The organism is Pontibacter mucosus, assembly GCF_003054055.1.
Classification (GTDB): Bacteria; Bacteroidota; Bacteroidia; order Cytophagales; family Hymenobacteraceae; genus Pontibacter; species Pontibacter mucosus.
Genome location: NZ_QBKI01000001.1, coordinates 660,960 through 684,958 on the forward strand (window position 1 = coordinate 660,960; position 23,999 = coordinate 684,958).

The window sequence follows — 23,999 nt, forward strand, 5'->3', positions numbered from 1 at the left end:
ACTATTTTAGCCACAAGTTACGCTAGCGCTAAACTTGCGGCAGATTATACTTTTCTATTCTTTCTCCAGCCCCTTCAGCGCATCCTGTATCAGGTCGTTCTCATAGCCTTTGCTCATGAGGTAGTAGGTGAGTTTCTGGCGGCGGGCGAAGGGGTTTTTCTCCTTTTCGGTGGCGTTCTTCTTCTCCAGCAGGTGTAGCAGGTTCTGCTCGTATACTTCGGGGTCAATTTCCTTCAGGCCTTGCTTGATGCAGTAGTCGGAGATGCCTTTGCTCTTGAGGCCCTGCATAATCTTGCGGCGGCCCCACTTTTTCAGGCCATACTTGCCGCGCACATAGCTCTGGGCGTAACGTTCCTCATCAATGAGTTTTTCCTGGCTCAGGCGCACGATTAGCTCCTCCACGTCGTCGGGTTCGAGGCCGTAGGAGTAGAGTTTGTCGCGCACCTCCTGCTGGGTGCGGTCCTGGTAGGCGCAATAGGCGGCCGCTTTTATCAGCGCCTCCTTGGGGGTGTAGGTTTTCTGCTTCTTGTCGCGTTTCAAAAGTATAAATCAGCTTTTACAAAGATAAACAAGTTTAAGAGTTAGAGGGTTTGGGAGTTGAGGAGTTAAATATTTGTAGGGACAAGTCGCGACCTGTCCGCGCAAGGACAGCAGCTATAGCACTTATACTTCTGCACCAGTAGTTACAGATTCCCCGCCTTAGCCTTTATCGAGGGCCCCCTACCCCCAGGAGGGGCAGGGGTGGTTGGACCCGGTACTGCAAGCCTGCCTATCCTAAAATCCTGAAAATCCTGATCCAGACGAGCAATTAAGCTTACCTTTGCGGCAGGAAAGTACAAGATGAAGTTATCAAAAGGAGTGGTATACATGCTGTTGTCGACGTTCTTTTTTGCGTTGATGCAGGTGTGCGTGAAGTGGGTGCCGCATATTCCGGCCGAGGAAATTATCGTGTTTCGTTCGCTTATCTCGCTGGCGATAAGCCTGTGGTTCTTGCGCAGGGCGGGCGTGAGTGTGTGGGGCAACAACCGCAAATGGCTGCTGGCGCGAGGGGCTTTCGGGGCGGTGGCCCTGATTCTTTACTTCAACGTGCTCCAAAATATACCCTTGGCTACGGCAGCCACAATCCAATACCTTTCGCCCATTTTCACGGCTATCCTGGGCATCTTTATCGTGAAGGAGCGGGTACGGCCGTGGCAGTGGTTTTTCTTCCTGGTGTCGTTTGTGGGCATCCTGGTAATCGAGGGCGTGGAGACGAACGTGGATAGTTTATACTTGTGGCTGGGCGTGGCGAGCGCCGTGTTTACGGGCGTGGCCTATAGTATCGTGCGCAGGCTGAACGTGCAGGAGCACCCGCTGGTCATCATCTTTTACTTTCCGCTGGTTACGCTGCCGGTGGTGGGCGTTTATACGTTGTTTAACTGGGTGCAGCCCGAGGGCTGGGATTGGCTTGTGCTGCTGCTGGTGGGCCTGTTCACACAGCTGGGGCAGTACTACATGACGCTCTCTTACCAAAACGAGGAAATCTCCAAAGTAGCCAACCTCACTTACATTGGCATTATTTACGCGCTGCTGTTCGGCTTCTTTTTCTTCGGGGAGATGCTAAATGTCTGGACCTACGTAGGCATGGCGCTCGTGCTGCTGGGCGTTATCCTGAACGTGCAGTACAAAAACAGGCTTAGCAAAAATGCAACCCTGGCCACCGAATCCGGCTCTAAGTAAGCAGGAGCCCCGCGCCATAAAGTATAAAATTACGGTTTCGTGCTGACGAATAAGGGTTTCCTGCGTATCTTTTTAGCTGATATGTTTGCTACTAACCCTTTAGCACATGCGCCACACCTACCTGCTTTTGCTGCTGCTCTTATTGCCTGCCCTAAGTATGGCGGGCATCCTGCGCGGCCGCGTCACGGATGAAAACAACAAGGGGCTGCCCTTCGCCAGCATCTACATCAAAGAAACCGCCAGCGGCACCGCCACCAACGATCAGGGCCTGTATCAGCTGCAGCTCAGCCCCGGCACTTATACTTTAGAGTTTAAGTACGTCGGCTACCGTGCCCATACCCAAACCGTCACCATTAGCGAGGCAGCGCAGGAGCTGAACGTGCAGCTGCAGCCCGAGGTGCTCAACCTGAAAGAGGTGGTGGTGAAAGCCTCCGACGAGGACCCGGCCAACGCCATCATGCGCAACACCATCCGGCTGCGCAAATACCACCGCGACGAAGTAAACGCCTGGAGTGCTCGCGTGTACATGAAGGGCGTGGCCCGCATGGATAAAGTGCCTGCAAAAGTCTTGGGAATCAAGATTGTGGATGTGGATACGGGCATTGTATACTTGTCGGAGTCGGTGTCGGAGCTGGCGTTTAAAAAGCCTAACAAGGTGTCGGAGCGGATGATATCGAGCAAGGTGAGCGGGCAGAAGCGGGGTTTCAGCTTTAACCAGGCCTCCGAGATGAACATCAGCTTTTACGACCCGCTGCTGAAGGTGGAGGGGCTGAGCGAACGCGGCTTTGTGTCGCCGCTTGCCAACAACGCTTTCATGTTTTATCGCTTCGAGTACCTGGGCACCTTTCAGGAGAACGGCCGCACCATCAACAAGATAAAAGTCATCCCCCGCCGCAAACACGACCCGGTTTTCTCGGGCAACATTTACATTGTAGACGGCAGCTGGCGCATCCACAGCACCGACCTGAGGCTCACCAAGGATGCCGGGATTGAGTTTGTGGACTGGATACGGGTGCGGCAAGTATACGCGCCGGTGGCCGGGGAAGTATGGATGCCGGTGTCACAGCGCTTTAGCTTTGAGGGTGCGGGGCTGGGCTTTAAGGGCAGTGGCTACGCGATGGGAGTATACTCCAACTACAAAGTGCAACCCGCCTATGCCACCCCGCCGCGGGTGGAGGAAGTGGAGCCGGAGCCGGCCCCGCAAGCAGAAGTAGCTGCAGCCAGGCCAGCCAAAAAACCAACGTATAAAGTAGTAGCGCCACAGGAGGCTACGCCGCCGGCACAGCCCGTGGTAAGCGATGAGCTGTTTAGCAAGGAGGTGCTGCTGGTGGAGAAAGACGCCAACAAGCGCGACTCTGCCTATTGGGCTTCCATCCGGCCGGTGCCGCTTACGCAGGAGGAGGTGGTGGATTACCACAAAAAAGATAGCCTGGAGGTAATCCGTAACTCTAAACCCTACCAGGACTCGCTCGATGCGGTGCGCAATAAGCCTTCCTTCGGCAGTTTTCTGATGGGCGGTTATACGTACTCGAAGAGCTATGAGCGCAGGTTTTACCGTTTCGACCCGCTGCTGAGCCTGACGGGTGGGCCGAGCATCCTGCAGTATAACACCGTGGAGGGCGTGGCTACCGATGTGCGCGTGAATTACCGCCAGACGTTCGAGGACCGGACCTACTACCAGGTAGAACCGACGGTGCGCTACGGATTTAGTAATGAAAAGCTGAACGCCAAGTTGCTGCTAAGTTATCAGTACGACCCCATCAAAAACAGCACTATCAGTGTGGAGGGCGGTCGCTACGTAGCCCAGATCAACAGCCAGAACCCTATCTCGCCTTTCGTCAATACGCTTTATACGTTGTTTGCCGAGCGCAACTACCTCAAACTCTACGAGCGCGACTTTGGGCAGGTGAGCTACCGCAGCGAGCTCTGGAACGGCTGGAGGCTGAGCACATCCCTGAACTACGCGCACCGCATGCCCTTGGAGAACACCACCGACTTCAGCTTCAGGGACCGCGGCACTGATGAGCCGAGCCGCTTCACCTCTAACGTGCCGGTAAACGTCGAACTGGAGGATGCCTCCTTCACGCCGCACCAGGCCCTGACTTTTATGGCTGCGCTAAGTATACGGCCGGGCCAGCGCTATATCTCCCGCCCCGATAACAAAATCAACCTGCCCTCTAAGTACCCCACCTTTACCCTGAGCTACCGTGGCGGTTTTCAGGCCTTGGGAGGCGATGTGAAGTATAATACGGCGGGCTTAAGTATAGCCGACGATGTTAGCTTCGGCCTGCTGGGGCGCAGCAAGTACAGCGTACTCGGGGCTGTGTTCTGGGGCAAGGAAGATATGCGCCTGCTGGATTACAAGCACTTCAACGGCAACCGCACCTTTATCGCAGGCACTTACGAAGGCTTCCAGCTGCTCGACTACTACCGCTACAGCACCAACAACCGCTACCTGGAGGCGCACTACGAGCATCATTTCAATGGCTTTTTGTTCAATAAGATACCGCTGTTCCGCAAGCTGAAGTGGCAGGAGGTGGTGAGTCTGAATTACCTGAACACGCAGGAGTCGCGGCACTACCTGGAGCTGGGGCTGGGCATAGAGCATATTTTCAAGGTATTCCGGGTGGATTTCGTGACCTCTTTCCAGGAAGGCAACAAAGCCAGAACAGGGGTGCTGGTGGGCTTTGGGTTTTGAGGCAGTGAACCAGCGTAATTGCTGCTGGATAACCAAATAAGTGCCAGGGCCGTTAAAAAAGCCAGTGAACTAACGAACAAGAATCATGAAGACATCGGATATATTGAAATCAAGTTTGGCCCTGGCTTTTGCGAGTGTCGTAGGCTTTGGCTGTGGAAATAGCGCCACCACCGAGCAAGAGGAGCGCGACATAGGCACCTCGGAGGCGGTTGTAGAGGGGAATGACGCCGCTGCGAACTTAAACAACCCGCGTCCGGCCCCTATTGGCGACACAGCCGTAACCGGTGAGCAAGCCGACCAGTTCGGCGACTTGCCGCCCAACGTAGACACTGCCGCCCGCGAAATGCAACAGCTGGATAAGCAGCGACAGCAGCAGCAACGCGGCACCACCACGAATTAAGTATAAAAAGTATGAAAAGCTCCTCACTGGCGATAGTTGGTGAGGAGCTTTTGTTTTTGGGCGAGTTACCCCTCCCCAACCCTCCTCTAAAAACAGGGGAGGGAGTTATTGCAGCACCGGGTCCAACCACCCCTGCCCCTCCTTATCTAAGGCGGGGAGCCTGTAACTGCTGTGGCTGGATTTTACGCACTGTAGTAAGTGATACTGGTTGTTACACCCCTGTAGTCCCCTCAAGGGGACAGTTTGTACATGTTGCATAGCAAAGGCTTCGGCTATCGAAAGCTTCCCAGTTTTTCTGGGAGGCGCCTTGTGAGATCCGGTGCCCGTCAAGGGCAGCCGGAGCGCAGCGAAGGCAGGAGGGAACACAGCGCCGAGCAGGAAAACGAGGCCTCCCGGCCTGGGAGGGAGCCAAAGCAGGAGATGCAACAGTAGCTTATGTAAGTCTGGAGGATGAACGGAGACTAGCAAGAATAGCTTGGTTCAAGTTGCAGGAAACAGCGGCTAATAGCGGCACAAGCGGATGCTTGCGCAAGATTAAGTATAAAAGTATAGCAGAAGTATAAAAGTATGGCTTACGCGGACTCGGAAGTCCGCAGCAGAGAAGTTCCGGACAAGGATGTCCGGAACAGCGGCAATACAGTAAGTATAAAAGTATAGCTAAAGAATAAAAGGGCAGAAGCGGACGCTTGCGCCAGTAATAGCTATGAAGTATAGCAGAAACAGGTAGTAACCTGCGCCCCTACAACCTTGTGGCTCTCCTCACTTCACTACCGCCGTAGTGCCAACCGGGGGTATCACCAGCCCATCGCCCCGCTTCTTGCGGCCCTTCAGGTTAATATTATAAATGATGACGGATATGAAAATCAGGATGTAGGCCGCTACTTTGGTGCCCGTAGTGTGCTCGCCAAAGTATAGAAAGGCCATCAAAAAGTTGATGATCGGGTTGATGTACATCAGGATGCCGATGGTGCCTGAAGTAAGCTCTTTAAGAGCGAACAGGTTCAGGAATAGCGGAAGCACCGTAAACACCGCGCTAAGCAAACCTACATGCATAAAAAAGTGCGCGTCTAGCCGGGCATTGCCGCCGGTAAAGAAAGTATAAAACGGCCCGATGAACGCGAAAGCCAGCAGCAACTGCAGTTTCAGGAGCACAATCTTATCATAGGCCTTCATGAGGCGCTGCGTGATGAGGTAAAAGGCGTAGCTCAGGGCAATCAGCAAGCTAAAGAGCAGGCTCGACAGCTCTCCGCTGCCAATCAGGGCGCAGCTCAGGGCACTCAGCCCGATGGCCAGCCATTGATTTATCCGAAGTTTCTCCTTCAGCAATAAAAACCCGAGCACCGCCGTAAGTATAGGGCAGAGCAGGTAAGAAAAAGAGCCAGTCTGGATATCGATGTGGTTGACCACGTAGATAAACGAGAGCCAGTTGGTGGTGAGCAGTACGCCACCTAGGAAAGTATAAAGTATAAACAGGCGCTTCTCGCGGGCCCTGGAGTTCTTCACCTGTGATAGCGTTGCCAGCAGCTGCTTGCGGCGGAAAAGTAGTGAGATCAGCAGCAGCAACCCTACCGACATCGCCACGCGAAAGTATAAAATCTGGCCACTGGGGTACTCTGCAAGCGCCTTGAGCGGAAAGGGGATAAAGCCCCAGATAATAAATGCTGCCAGGCCTGCCGCATAATAGGGTTTTGTATTCGTTGTTTCCATGAAAAGCCGGAAAAAGGGTCAAGCGAGCAAAGGTATAGAATTGTTGGCTGTTAATTGCTTATTGGTGGGTGGGTAAATTATCTGAATCAGGATTTGCAGGATGGAAGGATGAACAGGATTGTGGTACCGGGTCCAACTACCCCTAACCCCTCCTTGGCCAAGGAGGGGCTAGGGGTGGTTACTGATGCAGAAGTATAAGTGCTATAGCTGCTGTCCTCAGTAGACGGGTCGCGACCTGCCCCTACAAATTTTTAACTCCCAAACTCTCTAACTCCTAAACTCCCAAACTTCCCCAACTTTCTAACTTTTTAACTTCCCAACTTTCTAACTTTGCACATGCTCACGTTTCAGCAACTACAAAGTATAACCCAGGGCAAGGAAGTACAATTTGTGCGGCCACTGCCCATCGTACACCTGCTCACTGACAGCCGCAAGCTTTCACAACCAGCGGGCTCCGTGTTTTTCGCCATCCACGGAAAGTATAACGACGGCCATACCTACCTGCCGCAGCTGTACACGCAAGGGGTGAGGGCCTTTGTGCTGGAGCAGGGCGAGCCGGAGGAGCTGAAACGCTTGTACCCGGAGGCCAACATCCTGCTGGTCAGAAACAGCCTGGAGGCGCTGCAGAAGCTGGCGGCCTGGCACCGGGCGCAGTTCGCCATACCCGTAATCGGGATAACAGGCAGTAACGGCAAGACGATTGTAAAAGAATGGCTCTCGCAGCTTTTGAGCACGGACGAACTGGTGGTGAAGAGCCCGCGCAGCTACAACTCCCAGCTGGGGGTGCCGCTGAGTGTGTGGCAACTGCAACCCAACCATACCTTGGGCATTTTTGAGGCGGGCATCTCGCAGCCCGGCGAGATGGAGAAACTGCAGCCCATCATCCGGCCTACCCTCGGCATTTTTACCAACATCGGCACGGCCCACGATGAGGGCTTTGCCTCCCGCGAGCAGAAGGTGCAGGAAAAGCTGAAGCTGTTTAAGGAGGTAGAGCTGCTCTTTTACTGCTCCGATTTCGAGTTGCTGCACCAAGCTGTACTTCTTCAAAGTATAAACTCCTTTACCTGGAGCCGCCAGCATCCGGAGGCCAACCTCTACATCAACGCCACCACCACCGCCGGCCACAGAACCATCGTAGTTTATACTTTCGCGAGGGAGAAGCAGCGCCTGGCCTTGCCTTTCACTGATGAGGCCTCGGTAGAGAACGCGCTGCATTGCCTGGCTATACTTTTGCACCGCCGCCTGCCGCTCTCCGAGATTCAGGACCGGCTGGACCGCCTGCACCCCGTGGCCATGCGCCTGGAGATGAAGGAGGCCATCAACGGCTGCTACCTCATCGACGATACCTACAACAACGACCTGGCCGGTCTCACCATCGCCCTGAACCTGCAGGCCAGCCAACCGCAGCGGGGGCAGCACACGCTTATACTTTCCGATGTGCTGGAGTCGGGTTTGCCCGAGGCGGAGCTGTACCGGAAGGTGGCCGAGCTGGTGCAGGCACACCAGGTGCAGCGGCTCATCGGCATCGGGCCTACTATCCGTAAGTATAGCCACCTGTTTCCGAAGGGGGATTTTTATACTTCCACGACAGATTTTCTGAAGGCGTTTAACCCGGATGCCTTCCGCAACGAGGTGATTCTGGTGAAAGGGGCGCGGGTGTTCGGGTTTGAACGGATTGTGCAGGCTTTTCAACAGAAGGTGCACGGCACGGTGTTGGAGGTGAACCTGGACGCGCTGGTGCATAACCTCAACTATTACCGCGCCAAACTCACCCCGGACACCAGGCTGATGGTGATGGTCAAGGCCTTCGCCTATGGCAGCGGCAGCTTCGAGGTGGCCAACCTGCTGCAGTTCCACCGGGTGGATTACCTGGCCGTGGCTTATGTGGACGAAGGCGTGGCCCTGCGCGAGAACGGCATCACGCTGCCAATCATGGTCATGAACCCCTCACCCGACAGTTTCCCCAAACTGCGGCAGTACAGCCTGGAACCCGAAATCTACGCACTGGAGCAGCTGCAGGCCTTTGTCGCCTCGCTGGAGCCGGAGGCAAAGTATAAAATCCACCTGAAGCTCGATACCGGCATGCACCGGCTGGGCTTTGAAAACGAGGATTTTGAGGCCTTGTTCGCCTTGCTGGCGCAGCACCCGCAGGTGCAGGTGGCCAGCACCTTCTCACATCTGGCCGGGGCCGATGAGGCCATCCACAACGATTTCTCGCAACTGCAGATTTCCCGTTTCAGAAGTATGGCCACGGCGCTGGAGGAGCGGCTAAAGTATAAAATCATCAAACACATCCTCAACTCGGCGGGCATTGTGCGCTTTCCGGAGCACCAGCTGGACATGGTGCGCCTGGGCATTGGCCTGTACGGGGTGGAGGCCACGGGCTCGGAGCAGGAGGCGCTGCGGCCGGTGAGTACGCTCAAGACCACAGTCTCCCAGGTGAAAAGTATAAAACAGGGCGATACGGTGGGCTACAGCCGCAAAGGGATTGCGGATGTGGACAAAATCACGGCTACTATTGCCGTTGGTTATGCCGACGGCTACGACCGCCGCTTCAGCAACGGGGTGGGGGAGGTGCTGATCAATGGCCGGCGCTGTCCCATCATCGGCAACGTGTGCATGGACATGTGCATGGTAGACGTGACGGGCGTGCCGGTAAGGCCTGGGGACGCTGTTACCGTGTTCGGCCCGGAGCTGACGCTGGTGGAGCTGGCGCAGCGCATCGGCACTATCCCGTACGAACTGCTCACCAACGTGAGCACCCGGGTAAAGCGGATTTTCTACTCGGAATAAGCCAGGACATCACTTTGCACCTGAACGCTTTCAGGAAATAACTGCCTCATTTTCAGAATTTAGCTTTGCGGACGGCTCAAATTCCTATTTCTTTTGCTTTAAAGTTGAACACCTCGTAACTTGCAGTTGTTTATAAACAGTCTAAATAAAGAGCGAATAGAGGTGGAACATAAGGCAGAAAAACAAGCGGTGCGCAGATCGGTGCGCGACATGGAGATAGGCGAGCGTGGCGTGATCTCTAGCCTGAATGACCCTGAAATGGGCCTGAAACTGCTTGAAATGGGTTGTATACCCGGTGCAGAAATCAAAATGAACAGCCGTGCCCCTCTCGGCGACCCGATCACCATCATCGTGAACGACTATACGCTCTCCCTGCGCCTAGATGAAGCAGAGACTATTTTACTCAAGCCGTAGACCTTAACATGACTGTAGCTACCCAACCTGAGATTAAACCGGCAGGGCGGAAGATCGCCAAGCCGGCAGAAGTGAAAATTGCCCTTATTGGTAATCCTAACTCCGGCAAGACATCGTTGTTCAATCAGCTTACCGGCCTTAACCAAAAGGTTGGCAACTTTCCGGGGGTTACAGTAGATAAGAAATCGGGCTTTATACAGCTTACGCCTTCCATCAGGGCCGAAATCATAGATCTGCCGGGATCTTACAGCCTTTACCCCAAGTCGCTGGATGAGCGGGTGATAACTGACTTGCTCCATGATCCAGCCTCCAAGCAATCTCCTGACCTGATTGTTGTTACCGCAGACGCCTCTAACCTGAAGCGAAACCTGCTGCTGTTCACGCAGCTGGCCGACCTGCAGCTGCCGGCGGTGCTGGCCCTGAACATGGTGGACGTGGCCGAGCAGGAAGGCGTAAAGATTGACATGGAGGCGCTGCAGCGCGAGCTGGGGGTGCCCGTTATCCCGATGAACGCCCGAAAAGGAGCCGGCGTGGCGGCCCTGAAGATTGTGATGACGCAGCAGCTGACTGCGCCGCAGAAGGCTTTCTATACTTTGCCTTCCGACCTTCAGCCGCTGCTCCAAAGTATAAAGTCCCGCTTCGGCCTTAGCAACGATTACCTGGCCTTGCAGTACGCGCACCTTTACAAGAGCCTTAAATTCCTGAAGGAAGAGGACGTGGCCTGGATGGGCGAACAACTGGAGAGCGCAGGCTTTAAATCGAACACCCGCCAGGCAGAGGAAACGATTGCCCGCTATACCCGCATCAACGAGCTCCTGCTGGATGTGGTGCGCGTGGAGAAAGCCGACAAGGACGAGAAGTTCAGCAACCGCCTCGACCAGATCCTGACGCACAAGGTGTACGGCTACCTCATTTTCTTCGGCTTGCTCTTCCTTATCTTCCAGGCCATCTTTGCCTGGGCCAGCTACCCGATGGATCTCATAGACCTGGGTATTGCCAACCTGAATGCGCTGATCCAGAGCAACTTTGAGGGGCCGCTTATCAACCTGCTAACCGAAGGCGTTATTGCCGGACTGGGCGGCGTGCTGATATTTATACCGCAGATTGCCATCCTTTTCGCCTTTATCGCCATCCTGGAGGAGACCGGCTACATGGCCCGCGTAACCTTTATGATGGACAAGGTGATGCGCAAGTTCGGTCTGAACGGTAAAAGTGTGGTGCCGCTGATCTCAGGGGTAGCCTGTGCTGTGCCGGCTGTGATGTCTGCGCGGACCATTGAGAACTGGAAGGACCGGATGATTACCATCTTCGTGACACCGCTGATGAGCTGCTCGGCCCGTATCCCGGTGTACACGGTGCTGATTGCGCTGGTGGTGCCGGAAGTATACTACTTCGGGTTCCTGAACCTGCAGGGCCTTGTGCTCATGGCGCTTTACCTGATTGGCTTTGTGGCGGCAGTACTTTCTGCCTGGCTCCTGAAGGTTATCCTCAAAGCCCGCGAGCGCAGCTACTTCATCATGGAGTTCCCGACCTACAAAATGCCGCGCTGGAAGAATGTGGGCCTGACGATAGTGGAGAAAGTAAAGGCCTTTGTGTTTGAGGCCGGTAAAATCATCGTGGCCATCTCCATTATACTTTGGGTACTGGCCTCCTACGGCCCGGGCGATAGCTTCGAGCGTGCCGAGCAGCAAGCGCTTGTGGAGGCACAGAATGAGGGCCTAACCGAGGAAGAGACCGAAGTCAGAATAGCCTCGCACCAACTGGAGATGTCCTACGCCGGCAGGTTCGGGCAGGCTATAGAGCCTGTTATAAAGCCCCTGGGCTACGACTGGAAGATTGGCATTGCGCTGCTTACCTCTTTTGCGGCCCGCGAGGTGTTTGTGGGTACCATGTCCACCATCTATAGTATAGGCGAGGAAGAAAACGTAACCACCATCAAAGAGAAGCTCGCCACGGTGAAGGATGATAACGGGGAGCCTTTCTTCTCTCCGGCACGGAGTTTCTCGCTCATGATCTTCTACCTGTTCGCGATGCAGTGCGTAAGCACCCTGGCCATTGTGCGCCGCGAAACCAAGAGCTGGACCTGGCCTGCAGCGCAACTGGTTTACATGAGCGGCCTGGCCTATGTGATGGCCTTTATCACCTACCAACTACTGCGTTAGCCTTACGCACAAAAGTATAAAAGCAGCGAAGCCTGGGGGATATTCTTCCAGGCTTCGCTGCTTTTATACTTTTTCAATATAGATTGTTTGCCTTCCGTCAGTTCATGCCTCTGCAGCTGCTTTAATATCTACCCATTGTTACCTGATATTTCTTCGTTTTCGTATAATATTTATATGATTTTGCCAATTTAATGGTGCTCTGGAGGAAAATGCCTCTGCAAAGAAATATGACCTTTATTTGCAGATGAATGTATTTTAAGATATTGATTATCATATAGTTAATATTGTGGCTTCCGGCGCATTGGACACCCCGTTACCGGCCTTTAGGCGGGAGATAATTTTGGTTGTTATGTTTTTGTACTATTATAATATTTTATTTAAGCTACAGTTGTTATGATACTGAATTTTACGCTCCATTACGACTGAGCCCGGGTTCTACCGGTTCAATTCCATAAAGTAATAAAGTAAAAGTATAACCATATATAAGGATTAAGCTCGGAAGCATGTAACACAGGGTGTTTGTGCTGCCGCAAGAGGTGATGCCTGCTTTTGCCACTGCCACCTTTCTGTAATCCAGTCCGCCTATACCTTTTTAATAAGCCTTGGCCTAGCATGGCGTTCTGCAGTTGCTTCTCTGTCTTGTGTATTCTTCTGTCACTCAGTCTTAAGCACTGAACTCTCACTAAACCTAAAGTACTAACACAATGAAGAAAATTATATTACTGACTTTCCTGCTCATGACGGTCTTGCTACACCAGGGCCTGGCGCAGGGAAGAACTGTTACCGGTAGGGTAACGGACGCTGCTACCAACCAGCCGCTGCCGGGCGTTACTGTTTTGGTGAAGGGTACCACCGTGGGTACGGCTACCTCCGGAGACGGTACCTATTCCCTGAACGTGCCCGAAGGCAGCAACACTCTGAGTTTCAGTTTTATTGGATACCAAAGTGTAGATCGCACTATTGGCAACGCCTCTACCATTGACGTGGCCCTGGCTACAGATGCAGAGCAACTGCAGGAGGTGGTGGTAACCGCCTTGGGTATTGAGCGCACCAGAAACGAGCTGGCCTATTCAGCGCAAGAGGTTAGCGGTGCGCAGATTACCCGAACAAGGTCTGCCGACTTCGTAAACACGCTCTCAGGCAAGGTGGCTGGCCTCGATATTAGATCGAACAACACCATGGGCGGCTCTACCAACGTGGTGATCCGAGGTTACTCCTCTATTACTGGTAACAACCAGGCGCTGTTTGTAATAGACGGCGTGCCGGTAAGCAATGCCAACAACAACACAAACGTCCGAACAGCTCAGCAGAACCCTGACTTTGGCAACCAGCAGGCTGGCGGTGTCGGTACCGACTGGGGCAACGCTGCAGCGGACCTTAACCCCGATAACATCGAATCGGTGAACGTGCTGAAAGGCGCGGCGGCAACGGCCTTGTATGGCTCCCGTGCGGCTAACGGCGTAATCATGATTACCACCAAGAAGGGCCGCAAAAACAGCCTGAACATTGTTGTGAACAGCGGTGTTACATGGAGTGAGATAGATAAAAGTACCTTCATCCGCTACCAGAAAGAGTACGGCGCCGGCTATTTTCAGGGCTTCCGTACCCCACAGGACCTGGGTAGCGGAGAAGCTCCGGTTGTCAGGTTCCAGGACGACGCTTCCTATGGTCCCCGCTTCGACCCTAACCTGCAAGTATACCAGTGGGACGCCATTGACCCTTTCCATCCAAACTTTGGCCAAACAAGACCCTGGGTGGCGGCTGAAAATGACCCGAGCAGCTTCTACGAGACAGGCGTTAACTCCAACCAAAGTATAGTAGTAAGCGGCGGCGGCGACCGGACTACCTTTAACCTGGGCTATACCCGCAACGATATCAAGGGTAACCTGCCAAACAGTACCATCGATAAAGATTTGTTCAACTTCAACGGGTCCTATGACGCTACGGATAAGCTGATTGTGGGTGCCTCCGCTAACTATTCGCGCACAGTAGCGGTGGGTAGGTATGGCACAGGCTATAACGGCCGTAACCCCAACCAGGCCTTCAGGCAGTGGTGGCAAACCAACGTGGATATTGATGAGCAGCGGGACGCTTACTTCAGAAACCGCCAGAACATCACCTGGAACTGGAACAGCAGCAACACGGGCCCTATCTACACCGATAACCCTTACTGGTCACGGTACGAGAACTACTCGAACGACAGCCGGGACAACTTCTTTGGCTATGTTACAGCCACCTATAAGTTTACAGACTGGTTTAACCTGGTGGGCAGGGCCGCTTTTAACACAACAACGGACTTACAGGAAGAACGCGTGGCTATAGGCAGTGCCGATGTGAGCCAGTACGCCAGGTTTAACCGGGACTTCAACGAGTCTAACTTCGACCTGCTGGCAAACTTCAACAAGAACTTCTCAGAGGATATCAGCTTTACGGGTCTTTTGGGTGCCAACCTGCGCAGGAGCCGCATGAGCTCTATCAGGGCAACCACGAACGGTGGCCTGGTGGTGCCCCGTTTGTATGCCTTGTCGAACTCGGCTAACCCACCTACCCCTCCTTATGAGGAAGGTGAGCGCATTGGGGTTGATGGTATTTTTGCCAGCGCGAACGTTGGTTATAAGGAAATGGTGTTTGTGGAGCTCTCAGGCCGTAGGGACAAATCGACTACCCTGCCCGAAGGAGACAACTCTTTCTTCTACCCAGCCATAGCGGCAAACGTTGTTTTCTCGAACTTACTCGAGCTGGAGTGGCTGACACACGGTAAAATCCGGGCCAACTATGCCGAGGTGGGTAACGACGCACCGGCGCTGAGTGTGCGGGATGTATACGACAAACCCACTGGCTACGGAAATATTCCGCTCTTCTCGCTCCCGGATATCAAGAACAACGAAAACCTGAAGCCCGAGAGGTCGAAGAGCTTTGAAGCAGGTCTGGAGGCGGAGTTCTTCAACGGGTTGTTCGGGTTCGACTTTACCTGGTATACTTCCAAAACGGTGGATCAGATCATACCTGTGAGCACTACTGCGGCATCCGGCTACACCCAACGCTTTGTGAATGCCGGTGAAGTGGAGAACAAAGGTATCGAGGTGGCGGCGTTTGTAACGCCTGTCAATACCCCGGATATCACCTGGACCGTGAACCTCAACTTCTCGCGCAACAGAAACGAGGTGTTGAGCCTGTTTGAGGACGTGCAGAACATCCCGCTGCAAAACTTCCAGGGTGGTGTTTCGCTCAATGCTGCCGTAGGGGAGCCCTATGGCATTATCCGAGGCAACGACTTTGTCTATACAAACGGGCAGAGAACAGTTAACTCAAACGGTTACTACCTGACTACGCCCGGGGCCAACAACATTATTGGCGACCCGAACCCCGATTGGCTGGGAGGGGTGAACAACTCCCTTACTGTAAAGGGGATAACACTGGCTTTCCTGGTTGATATCCGCCAAGGCGGCGATATCTTCTCGCTGGACCAGTGGTACGGAGAGGCCACCGGCTTGTATCCGCATACAGCGGGCCTCAACGACAAAGGTAACCCGTCGCGACTGCCTGTGGCGCAGGGCGGTGGTATACTCCTGTCGGGGGTGAAGGAAGATGGCAGCCCCAATGACGTGTATGCAGAGAACCAGGACGGTAACGGCTTGACCCCCTTCGGCTATGCGGCCAATAACTATGCGGGAGCACCACGTTCCTGGTACGTGTTCGACGGAAGCTTTGTGAAGCTGAGGGAGCTGGCCCTATCCTATGCCCTGCCCCAGGCGCTGGTCGAGAATATCGGCTTTATTAAGGGAGTAGACCTGCAGCTGATTGGCCGTAACCTGTGGATCATCCACAAGAACATGAAGTACTCTGATCCGGAAGAGGGTATTAGTTCCGGAAACGCAGGCAGGGGCTATCAGAGTGGTGCCTACCCGGCCATCAAAACCTACGGATTTAATGTGAGATTAAGTTTTTAAGCAACGGAAGATGAAAAAGATTCTTATATGCCTGCTCTCCATGGTGCTGGTAGCATCATGCGTAGATGATTTAGATGATTATAACGTAGACCCGAAGCGAACGTCAGAGGCACCACCTGCCACGCTGTTCACCAATGCGGTTCTGAGCCTGTCGGATGCGTTGACCACGCCTAACGTGAACTTCAACAACTACAGATTCTATGTGCAGCACTGGACGTCTACCCAGTACCTGGATGAGCCAAGGTACAACATGACTTCCCGCCTGATCCCGCAGAACATGTGGCAGGAGCTGTACAGGGATGTGCTGGCAGACCTTAAGGAGGCCAAAAGGCTGGTAACCGAGGACCAGTTCCTGGAAGCCGAGGAGAAGAATAACCAGCTGGCGCAAATAGAGATGATGGAGGTGTATACCTGGTTTGTGATAGTGACCACCTGGGGAGATGTCCCTTATACAGAGGCGCTAGATCCGACGAACGCTTTGCCCGCTTATGATGATGACCAGGCAATATTCAACGACCTTATCTCTCGCCTTAACACCGCCATCGGGCATGTAGACCCTGCAGCTTCGGGATTCCAGGCAGGGGACGTTTTTTACAACGGAGATATGGACCAGTGGCTAAAGTTTGGCAATTCGCTGAAGCTGAAAATGGGCATGGTGATAGCCGATGTGGATCCGGGACAAGCCAGAACGCTTGTGGAAGAGGCGGCGCCCAACGTGTTTACGAGCAACGATGACAACGCCGTTTTCCCTTATCTGAGTGCGCCCCCCAACAATAACCCTATCTCTGACAACGTGCTGGGCCCCTTTACATCCAGGGAGGATTATGTCGCCGCCAACACGCTGGTTGACGTCATGAACGCGCTCGATGACCCCAGAAGGCCGGAGTACTTTACTGATGTGGACGGCGAGTTTATTGGCGGGGTGTACGGCTTCGAAAACGTCTACACGGACTTCTCGACGGTGAGCGAGAAGATTGCCGACCCCACTTTTGAGTCACTGCTGCTGGACTATTCAGAAGTTGAGTTCTTGCTGGCAGAGGCCGTGGAGAGAGGCTTTAGTGTGCCAGGAACAGCAGAGGAGCACTATAATAGCGCTATAACCGCGTCCATTACTTACTGGGGCCGGTCAGAGGCAGAAGCCGATGCTTACCTGGCTCAGCCTGGGGTAAGCTATACTTCAGCTCCTGGCGACTGGCGGCAGAAGATTGGAACACAGAAGTGGATCGCGCTCTATAACCGTGGTTTTGATGCCTGGCTGGAATGGCGAAGATTGGATGCGCCGGACTTACAGCCTCCGGCTATTTCGGGAGCCGCTGCTCTGACAATTCCAAAGCGACTGATCTACCCTATCAATGAGCAAACGCTTAATCCTGAGAACCGTTCCGCTGCAGCCTCTGCCATTGGTGGAGATGAGGCAAGTACCCGACTTTTCTGGGACGTTCAGTAACAGGATAGATTGGTTGAAGAGAAGTAATAGGCTTCTTCATTGAGGAAAGGCTCCCGTCACCCGGGAGCCTTTTTTATGGCAATAGCCCAGAGGGAAAGCGAGCTGCCTTCCAGCATAACGCACTGCAGAAAAATCTGGAGCTGTGATGTACTTGTTTTAAAATTATAACCGGCAGGTCTCTAATGATTTGACACGCAACTGCGCTGCACATTTATAGTTTATATTAGATAGTTAAATATTTAAGTTATCCAAACTTCAGTTTCTGCGTAGACTAAGTCCTGAGGTGCGACAGGTACAGGCCATACTCTGCCAAGATGCTGCTCCCCGGAACTGAATAGTTATAGTGTTATCAAATAATTACTAAAACACACGTCTTGTTGTTTCTTGACAATCAGCCAGATGTTTTGGTTTTTACGCTTCAATAAGTATAAATGCAGGGATAGAATATTGAAAAAAGTAAATAATAGTTTTGTGATTATAGTTGCTTTTTAATAAACTTGTTGAATCATCTCACCTAAACAAAATTTTTATGATTAACACTTTACTCATTCTTGCCCCACCCTCGCGGTGCTTTGGGCAACCTCCATCCATTCTATTAAAAACGTCATAATCGCTGCCTCCTGAAAAAAGTGTAGCTGCTGCCCCGCATATTCGCGTGTAGGGGAGTTTGCGCCTGTTTCGGAGTTGCTGGCATGCGGCTGCTGCAAAGGTTACCAATGCTTTTGTAGTTAGCGTGGCGTAGCCTTGCCCTTAGGCTATCCTATGAAGCTTCCGCAGCCCTGTTTTGACTTATATCAAACTTTAACTCTCACTTTAAACTAAAACACAATGAAGAAAATTCTATTTCTGAGCCTCTTGCTTGTGACGGCCCTGTTGCACCAGGCCATGGCACAGGTAAGGGCTATTACCGGTAGGGTGACGGATGCCGCTACCAGTCAGCCGCTGCCAGGCGTGGCTGTTATCGTTAAGGGTACTTCAGTAGGTACGACGTCTGGTGTAGACGGATCTTATACCATCAATGTGCCTGAAGGAAGCAATACCCTGGTTTTCCGCTTTATCGGTTATAGCACCGTAGAGCGGCCCATTGGCAATGCTAGCACAGTTAACGTTGCTCTTGCAACTGACTCTGAGCAGTTACAGGAGGTTGTGGTAACTGCCTTGGGTATCAAAAGAGAAGAACGGACTGTTACGTATGCCACGCAACAGGTTGAGGCTGAAGACCTGAATATCACGCAGGGTATCAACGTAAAAGATGCCCTTGCTGGTAAGGTAGCGGGCGTACAGATTAACGGTCAGGCTGGTTCCAAACTCGGTCAGTTCGGTAAGATCCGTATCAGGGGAGCCATATCGCTGACCAGCGATAGCGATCCGCTCTACATCGTGGATGGTGTGCCTACGCCGGACCCGAACGACATCGACATGAACAACGTAGAGTCTGTGAACGTGCTGAAGGGGCCGAACGCCACCTCGCTCTACGGCCAGCGTGCAGAGGCAGGTGTGATTGTTATCACCACCAAGAAAGGCTCCGGAGCACTATCCGTGGAACTTACCAACTCCACCACCTGGGACAAGGTGGGCTACCTGCCTAAATACCAGAACCTGTACGGCAGAGGCTATGAAGGGGACGCCTCTTTTGGGCCATTTGAGTTCGACCCAGAAGCGCACCCAGCCGAGTGGCAGGTATTCAATGGAAAGCGTCACTTCCTGTGGGACAATAACTATGCTGACGAAAGCTGGGGACCAAAATTCGACGGACAGGAGTATGTGCCATGGTATGCCTGGTGGCCTGGAACCGCAGAAAACCCTAACCCATATTTCGGTAAAACAGCCAAGTATGAGGCACAGCCTGACAACATTAAAAACTTCTACGATACTGGCGTAACGCTGAAAAACTCCGTTGCCATCAGCGGCGGCGGTGAGAAGTATAACGCCCGCTTGTCCTATACAAATCTGGATCAGAAGGGCATCACGCCTTTCACAGACCTGAAGAAGCATTTCGTTAACGCTAACTTCGGTTTCAACGCCACAGAAAAACTCCACGTAGATGCTAACATTCGCTATACTACCTCGGAGATCAACGGTGACCAAGAGGATGGTTATTCTAACCAGACAACCGGTTCCTTTAACTCCTGGTTTGCCAGAGAGGTAAACACGGATATCATGCGGGAGTTAAAAGACCTGACTACGCCGGATGGCTATTCTGCTTCCTGGAACTGGTGGGGCCCTGACTACTATGCTTACTATGGTGGTGGCTTTAAAAAGCCTGCCTTCTGGTTCAACCCGTATACTTTCCTCGACCGTTACAAGCAGATCAGATCTAACGACAACCTGACAGGTAGCATGACGGCTACGTACAACTTCACCGACCACTGGTCTCTGTCAGCAACAGCCTCCAGGAATGTTACTGATTACAAGTACGAAAACTACTTCCCTTCTTTCCTGGCCAACTCAGCCGCACCGGACCTTTACAACCCATGGATCAATAGCTTCGGCAGGTATGAGTTCAACCAGTCTGAGAATAACTTCAGCTCCTTCCTGCGCTATGAGAACCGCTTCGGTGATTTCGATGTGAGCGCCTTTATCGGTGGTAACATTAGAAAGGATAAGTATAGCCGCTTCTCTGCTCAAATGACGGCTGACGCTAACACAGGCGGATTGATTATCCCGGATGTGTATACCTTCCCGAACGCAGGCATCGTGCCGACACCACAGACTTATATCTATGAGAAGCAGGTGAACAGTATCTACGGTAACGCTTCCCTGGGATATAAGGACATGTTATACTTAGATGCCAGCCTCAGACAAGACTGGAGCTCTGCCCTGCCTTCCGATAAGAATGGCTATAAGTACCCAGGTATTGGCGCGAGCTTTATCTTCTCAGAGGTACTGGACTTCGAGCCGCTTTCTTTTGGTAAGTTAAGAGCTGGCTGGGCGCAGGTAGGTAACGACGTGGCAGCCCTCCGTATCAACCCAATCTATGGCCTGGGTCCTCAGCCGTTCCAGGGTTCCAACCTGCTGGTTTATACGCCAACCGAATTAGTAGACCCAAATATCGAGCCGGCAACTAATACCTCGTTTGAAGCAGGTTTTGATGTAAGGTTTATTAATAACAGGGTTGGGGCAAGCTTCACTTATTATGATGAGAACAGAAAGAATGAAATTATCCCGGTAAGTATTTCAAGTGCCTCAGGTTATCAAACATACCTCACAAATGCCGGTGAATCCTCAAGAAGAGGCGTGGAAATCGCTGTAGACGGTGATATCTTCAAGTCAGAGAGCGGATTTAACTGGAACCTGCTCGTGAACTATGCCAGAAACAGAACTACTGTAGATGCTCTCCCCGAAGGCCTGGATGCGATCAATGCTCCTGGTGGCAGCGATGATTGGGCTTTCGTGACGGTAGTGCATGAGTTGGGCAACAACTGGGGCCAGCTGAGAGGCAAAGGCTTTGCAAGAGACGATCAGGGCAGGTTCATCCTGAACCCTGAGACAGGCTTGCACGAAACCGTTTCGAACCAATACTTTGGCAGCGTTCTGCCAGACTTTACCGGTGGTGTGGTAAACAGGATGAGCTTTAAGGGGCTTACGCTGGTTGCCGCCGTAGACTTCCAGAAAGGTGGTAAATTCTTCTCCCTCACAGAGCAATGGGGACGGTACTCCGGTCTGACAGAGGAGACAGCCGAGCTGAACGATAAAGGCAACAACGTGCGCGATGCTGTTGCGGACGGTGGCGGTGTACACGTAGTGGGTGTGGCCGCTGACGGTGCGCCGGTAGACATGTATGTAGATGCGATGGACTACAACATGCAGTTCCAGGCCAATACCATTGCAGAGCCGTTCATTCACGATGCCAGCTTCATTAAACTCAGAGACGTGAGCCTGTCTTATGACCTTACGAATGCTTTAAAGAACAACCTGCTGAAAAACAATGTGATCAAAGGTGCTTCAATTGGCGTGGTAGGCAGAAACCTGTGGCTGATGTCTGTATCTGATGATAACAGACACCGTTGGGACCCGTCTGAGCTTTCCAACACCTTCGGGGAGAACAGCCAGTTGCCAGGTACAAGAAGCTATGGTGTAAATGTTAGGTTGACATTCTAAAATTACTTGAGAGATGAAGAAAAAACTTTTATATATGGCATTAGGGCTTGTGCTGGCACAAAGCTTCACTGCCTGCGAAACTGTGGACTTTGGTGACACGAACGAAAACGTGAACGGTCCTAAGGAAGTATACCCGGCTGGTCTGCTGGCCGGGGCTATCGAAACGTTCTCCACCATGACCGGTAGAGATCCTTTCCTGAAACCAACCCTGTACGTACAGTACCAGTCTCAGGTAACGTATACCGACGAGATGCTGTATGCGGAGACGCCGTCATCCTGGAACACCTATTACGCCCGGATTCTGCCTGCCCTGAACCAGGTTATCTCCTATAACATGGATGAGGACAACCAATTGGACCCTAACCTGCTGGCGCAGGGTGATCCTATGAACCAGGCGGGTGTGGCCATGATCTACAGAGCCATTGTGCTCAAGAGGCTGACCGACACCTGGGGCGATGTCCCTTTCTCAGAAGCTGTGCAGGGCTTGAAGAACCTTACACCGGCTTATGACAAGCAAGAGGACATTTACCGCCAATTGATCGATGACCTGAAAGCCGGCCGCGACATGTTAGATGAGTCTGCTAGCGGGCCGAAAGGGGACCTTATCTATGGCGGAGACGTGGCTAAGTGGAAAAAGCTGGCGAACTCTGTGCTTCTGCAGGCTTCCCTGCAACTATCAGAAGTTAGCTCCTCAAAAATTAACCCGGCAGAAGAGTTCAGAGCTGCCCTGGCAGACCCGGCGGGCGTGATTGAGGATGTGAGTGATGAGGCGTGGTACAAGTTCGATGCCATCGCAGAATACCAGAACCCTTTCAACCCAAACAGAAAGGCTGACTATTTCTTGTCTGCTGAGTTTGTGGATGCATTTCAGGGAGATGGTGGGGAGTATAACCCTACTTCTAGCAAAACCTATGATGCCAGGATTGAAGTATATTCTAAGAATCCTGCATTAGAAGGAGTGCCCTATGGATTTAACGATGCCAGCGGCTCTGGTAAGAACCAGGTGTCTCCTACGCACTTTTGGTCCGCGACAGCTCCTTTACCATTAATGACAGCTTCTTATACTTACCTGAACAGGGCTGAGGCAGCTGAAAGAGGCTGGACAGAAGAGGTTGCAGTAGAGATGCTGACAAAAGGCATCAAGCTGTCCTTCGAATCCCTGGACACTCGCAAAGAGGTAGATATTGCAGAAGATGCAAATGTTTATACTGCTGCACGTCTGGCTGATGCCTTGAGAGTGGGGATGCTTCAGGTAATTGGGGAAGAAAAATGGAAGACACTGTTCCCGCAGGGCTTTGATGCCTGGGCAGAGTGGAGAAGAACAGGATATCCTAATCTTAAACCGGCCACGCACTACCTCAACGATGGCGGTATTGTTAGAAGATACCTGTACCCGATTGACGAGCGCACCCTTAATGCCACAAGCTTTAATGCAGGCATCACAGGCCTCAAGCCTGCAACCGATAAAAACACCTCCAGAGTGTGGTGGGATGTTGATTAGTAGGAGCTAAACAGGCTGACATGAACATCAAACAGATAATTCAAGATACTAGGTAGTAGTCTTCTTCATTGGAAAAAGGCCCTCGGTTTCCGGGGGCCTTTTCTTTTTCTCAGCAATGGAGCTTGCTGTACTTACATTTTTATACTTTCTCTGGGACTCTTCCCGCTATACTTTCTTATTGCTTATTTGTAAATCAAAAATACCGCCGGCTGCTTGTGGATGTCCGGGAGCTTGCCGCGCCACTGGTTTATACTTTTGGTTTGGATAAACTCGTGCTCCGGTGAGGTGATGTTGGCGGCGATGCAGAGTTTGGTGTCGGGATGCAGGGTGACGAGCAGGTCTTCGAGCAGCTTGTTGTTGCGGTAGGGCGTCTCCATGAAAATCTGCGTCTGGTTGCGCTGCTGCATTTCCTTTTCCAACTGACGCAGCGCCTGCAGCCTGTCGCGCTTTTCGATGGGCAGGTACCCATGGAAACAGAACTGCTGGCCGTTAAAGCCGCTGGCCATTAAACTCAGAAGTATAGCCGAAGGACCGGCAAAGGGCACTACTTTTATACTTTTCTGGTGGGCATACTTTACTACTTCGGCTCCGGGGTCGGCAATGCCGGGGCAGCCCGCCTCCGAGATAATGCCGGCATCCACCCCTTGCTCCAGCAGTGGCTTTAAAGAAGCCTGCACCTGGGCCGGCATGGCATCCTTGTCCACCTGTACGAATGTTAGCTGCTCAATCACCAATTCCGGGCAAATGCTTTTCACATAGCGGCGGGCCGTGCGCAGGTTCTCCACAATAAAGTAGGTCAGGTGCTGCACCGTGTCCTTTACCTGCGGCGAGATTACCTGGTCCTGCGTATCCTCTGCCAGTATGGTCGGGATTAAGTATAAAGTTCCGGTCTTTTTCATAGTACAAAGGTAACTACATTGTTGGAATGCTAAATCGCTGGGAGAAGCTGCAAAGTAAAACTGCCACCGCTTTGGGGCAGTGGCAGTTTTATCCGGATCCGGACTTTAGGATTAGAAGATTAACAGGATAGTGAGCAAAGTATAACTTAGATGCTGTACTTTAATCTAGCTTTATACTTTAATCCTTAGCATCCTTAAATCCCATAAA

General features: G+C 52.5%; 13 protein-coding genes. 10 read left to right on the plus strand and 3 right to left on the minus strand.

Going from position 1 to position 23,999, the window contains the following annotated elements; all coding sequences use genetic code 11:
• Nucleotides 1-54 precede the first annotated feature (54 nt).
• Nucleotides 55-540 carry a regulatory protein RecX gene (locus tag C8N40_RS03010; protein ID WP_108210284.1) on the minus strand — a complete coding sequence of 162 codons (486 nt, stop codon included), beginning with the start codon at nt 538-540 and terminating at the stop codon, nt 55-57.
• Between the two features lie 300 nt (nt 541-840).
• On the opposite strand from C8N40_RS03010, the gene C8N40_RS03020 reads away from it, so the two are divergent.
• From C8N40_RS03020 to C8N40_RS03030, 3 genes are all read left to right on the plus strand, one after another.
• The gene (locus C8N40_RS03020) at nt 841-1,719 is read left to right on the plus strand and encodes a DMT family transporter (RefSeq protein ID WP_245904971.1); all 879 of its coding nucleotides are present in this window, start codon (nt 841-843) and stop codon (nt 1,717-1,719) included.
• 106 nt (nt 1,720-1,825) lie between these two features.
• A complete protein-coding gene (locus C8N40_RS03025; protein ID WP_108210287.1) occupies nt 1,826-4,417 on the plus strand; it encodes a DUF5686 and carboxypeptidase regulatory-like domain-containing protein in 2,592 nt (863 codons plus the stop codon).
• An 85-nt stretch (nt 4,418-4,502) separates the two neighbouring features.
• Nucleotides 4,503-4,817, plus strand: coding sequence for a hypothetical protein (locus tag C8N40_RS03030; protein ID WP_108210288.1), 315 nt, complete (start codon nt 4,503-4,505; stop codon nt 4,815-4,817).
• A gap of 759 nt (nt 4,818-5,576) precedes the next feature.
• Here C8N40_RS03030 and C8N40_RS03040 read toward each other — a convergent pair.
• Nucleotides 5,577-6,524: an EamA family transporter gene (locus tag C8N40_RS03040; protein WP_108210290.1), complete on the minus strand. Its 948-nt coding sequence runs from the start codon at nt 6,522-6,524 to the stop codon at nt 5,577-5,579.
• 336 nt (nt 6,525-6,860) lie between these two features.
• Between C8N40_RS03040 and C8N40_RS03045 the strand changes: the two genes are divergently transcribed.
• The 7 genes from C8N40_RS03045 to C8N40_RS03075 all read left to right on the plus strand — a co-directional run bounded on the left by C8N40_RS03045 (nt 6,861) and on the right by C8N40_RS03075 (nt 22,892).
• Complete coding sequence (locus C8N40_RS03045; RefSeq protein ID WP_108210291.1) at nt 6,861-9,317, plus strand: bifunctional UDP-N-acetylmuramoyl-tripeptide:D-alanyl-D-alanine ligase/alanine racemase; 2,457 nt, start codon at nt 6,861-6,863, stop codon at nt 9,315-9,317.
• Between the two features lie 210 nt (nt 9,318-9,527).
• Nucleotides 9,528-9,731, plus strand: coding sequence for a FeoA family protein (locus tag C8N40_RS03050; RefSeq protein WP_092105016.1), 204 nt, complete (start codon nt 9,528-9,530; stop codon nt 9,729-9,731).
• A gap of 8 nt (nt 9,732-9,739) precedes the next feature.
• Entirely contained in the window at nt 9,740-11,893 is a 2,154-nt protein-coding gene (gene feoB, locus C8N40_RS03055) for a ferrous iron transport protein B (RefSeq protein ID WP_108210292.1), read from the plus strand.
• Between the two features lie 704 nt (nt 11,894-12,597).
• Nucleotides 12,598-15,843 carry a SusC/RagA family TonB-linked outer membrane protein gene (locus C8N40_RS03060; protein WP_170114004.1) on the plus strand — a complete coding sequence of 1,082 codons (3,246 nt, stop codon included), beginning with the start codon at nt 12,598-12,600 and terminating at the stop codon, nt 15,841-15,843.
• Between the two features lie 10 nt (nt 15,844-15,853).
• Nucleotides 15,854-17,290, plus strand: coding sequence for a SusD/RagB family nutrient-binding outer membrane lipoprotein (locus tag C8N40_RS03065; protein WP_108210293.1), 1,437 nt, complete (start codon nt 15,854-15,856; stop codon nt 17,288-17,290).
• Nucleotides 17,291-18,118: 828 nt separating this feature from the next.
• The gene (locus C8N40_RS03070) at nt 18,119-21,391 is read left to right on the plus strand and encodes a SusC/RagA family TonB-linked outer membrane protein (RefSeq protein WP_108210294.1); all 3,273 of its coding nucleotides are present in this window, start codon (nt 18,119-18,121) and stop codon (nt 21,389-21,391) included.
• Between the two features lie 34 nt (nt 21,392-21,425).
• Entirely contained in the window at nt 21,426-22,892 is a 1,467-nt protein-coding gene (locus C8N40_RS03075; protein ID WP_170114005.1) for a SusD/RagB family nutrient-binding outer membrane lipoprotein, read from the plus strand.
• Between the two features lie 182 nt (nt 22,893-23,074).
• Here the strand turns inward: C8N40_RS03075 and C8N40_RS03080 are convergent, their stop codons facing one another.
• Entirely contained in the window at nt 23,075-23,791 is a 717-nt protein-coding gene (locus C8N40_RS03080; protein ID WP_108210296.1) for an SAM-dependent methyltransferase, read from the minus strand.
• Nucleotides 23,792-23,999 lie beyond the last annotated feature (208 nt).

Bases quoted from the DNA above. Each gene is read 5' to 3' on its own strand.
- C8N40_RS03075 (WP_170114005.1), top strand. From the start codon at position 21,426: ATGGCATTAGGGCTTGTGCTGGCACAAAGCTTCACTGCCTGCGAAACT.
- C8N40_RS03045 (WP_108210291.1), top strand. From the start codon at position 6,861: ATGCTCACGTTTCAGCAACTACAAAGTATAACCCAGGGCAAGGAAGTA.
- C8N40_RS03030 (WP_108210288.1), top strand. From the start codon at position 4,503: ATGAAGACATCGGATATATTGAAATCAAGTTTGGCCCTGGCTTTTGCG.
- feoB (WP_108210292.1), top strand. From the start codon at position 9,740: ATGACTGTAGCTACCCAACCTGAGATTAAACCGGCAGGGCGGAAGATC.
- C8N40_RS03025 (WP_108210287.1), top strand. From the start codon at position 1,826: ATGCGCCACACCTACCTGCTTTTGCTGCTGCTCTTATTGCCTGCCCTA.
- C8N40_RS03050 (WP_092105016.1), top strand. From the start codon at position 9,528: ATGGAGATAGGCGAGCGTGGCGTGATCTCTAGCCTGAATGACCCTGAA.
- C8N40_RS03040 (WP_108210290.1), bottom strand. From the start codon at position 6,524: ATGGAAACAACGAATACAAAACCCTATTATGCGGCAGGCCTGGCAGCA.
- C8N40_RS03060 (WP_170114004.1), top strand. From the start codon at position 12,598: ATGAAGAAAATTATATTACTGACTTTCCTGCTCATGACGGTCTTGCTA.
- C8N40_RS03020 (WP_245904971.1), top strand. From the start codon at position 841: ATGAAGTTATCAAAAGGAGTGGTATACATGCTGTTGTCGACGTTCTTT.
- C8N40_RS03065 (WP_108210293.1), top strand. From the start codon at position 15,854: ATGAAAAAGATTCTTATATGCCTGCTCTCCATGGTGCTGGTAGCATCA.
- C8N40_RS03070 (WP_108210294.1), top strand. From the start codon at position 18,119: ATGAAGAAAATTCTATTTCTGAGCCTCTTGCTTGTGACGGCCCTGTTG.
- C8N40_RS03080 (WP_108210296.1), bottom strand. From the start codon at position 23,791: ATGAAAAAGACCGGAACTTTATACTTAATCCCGACCATACTGGCAGAG.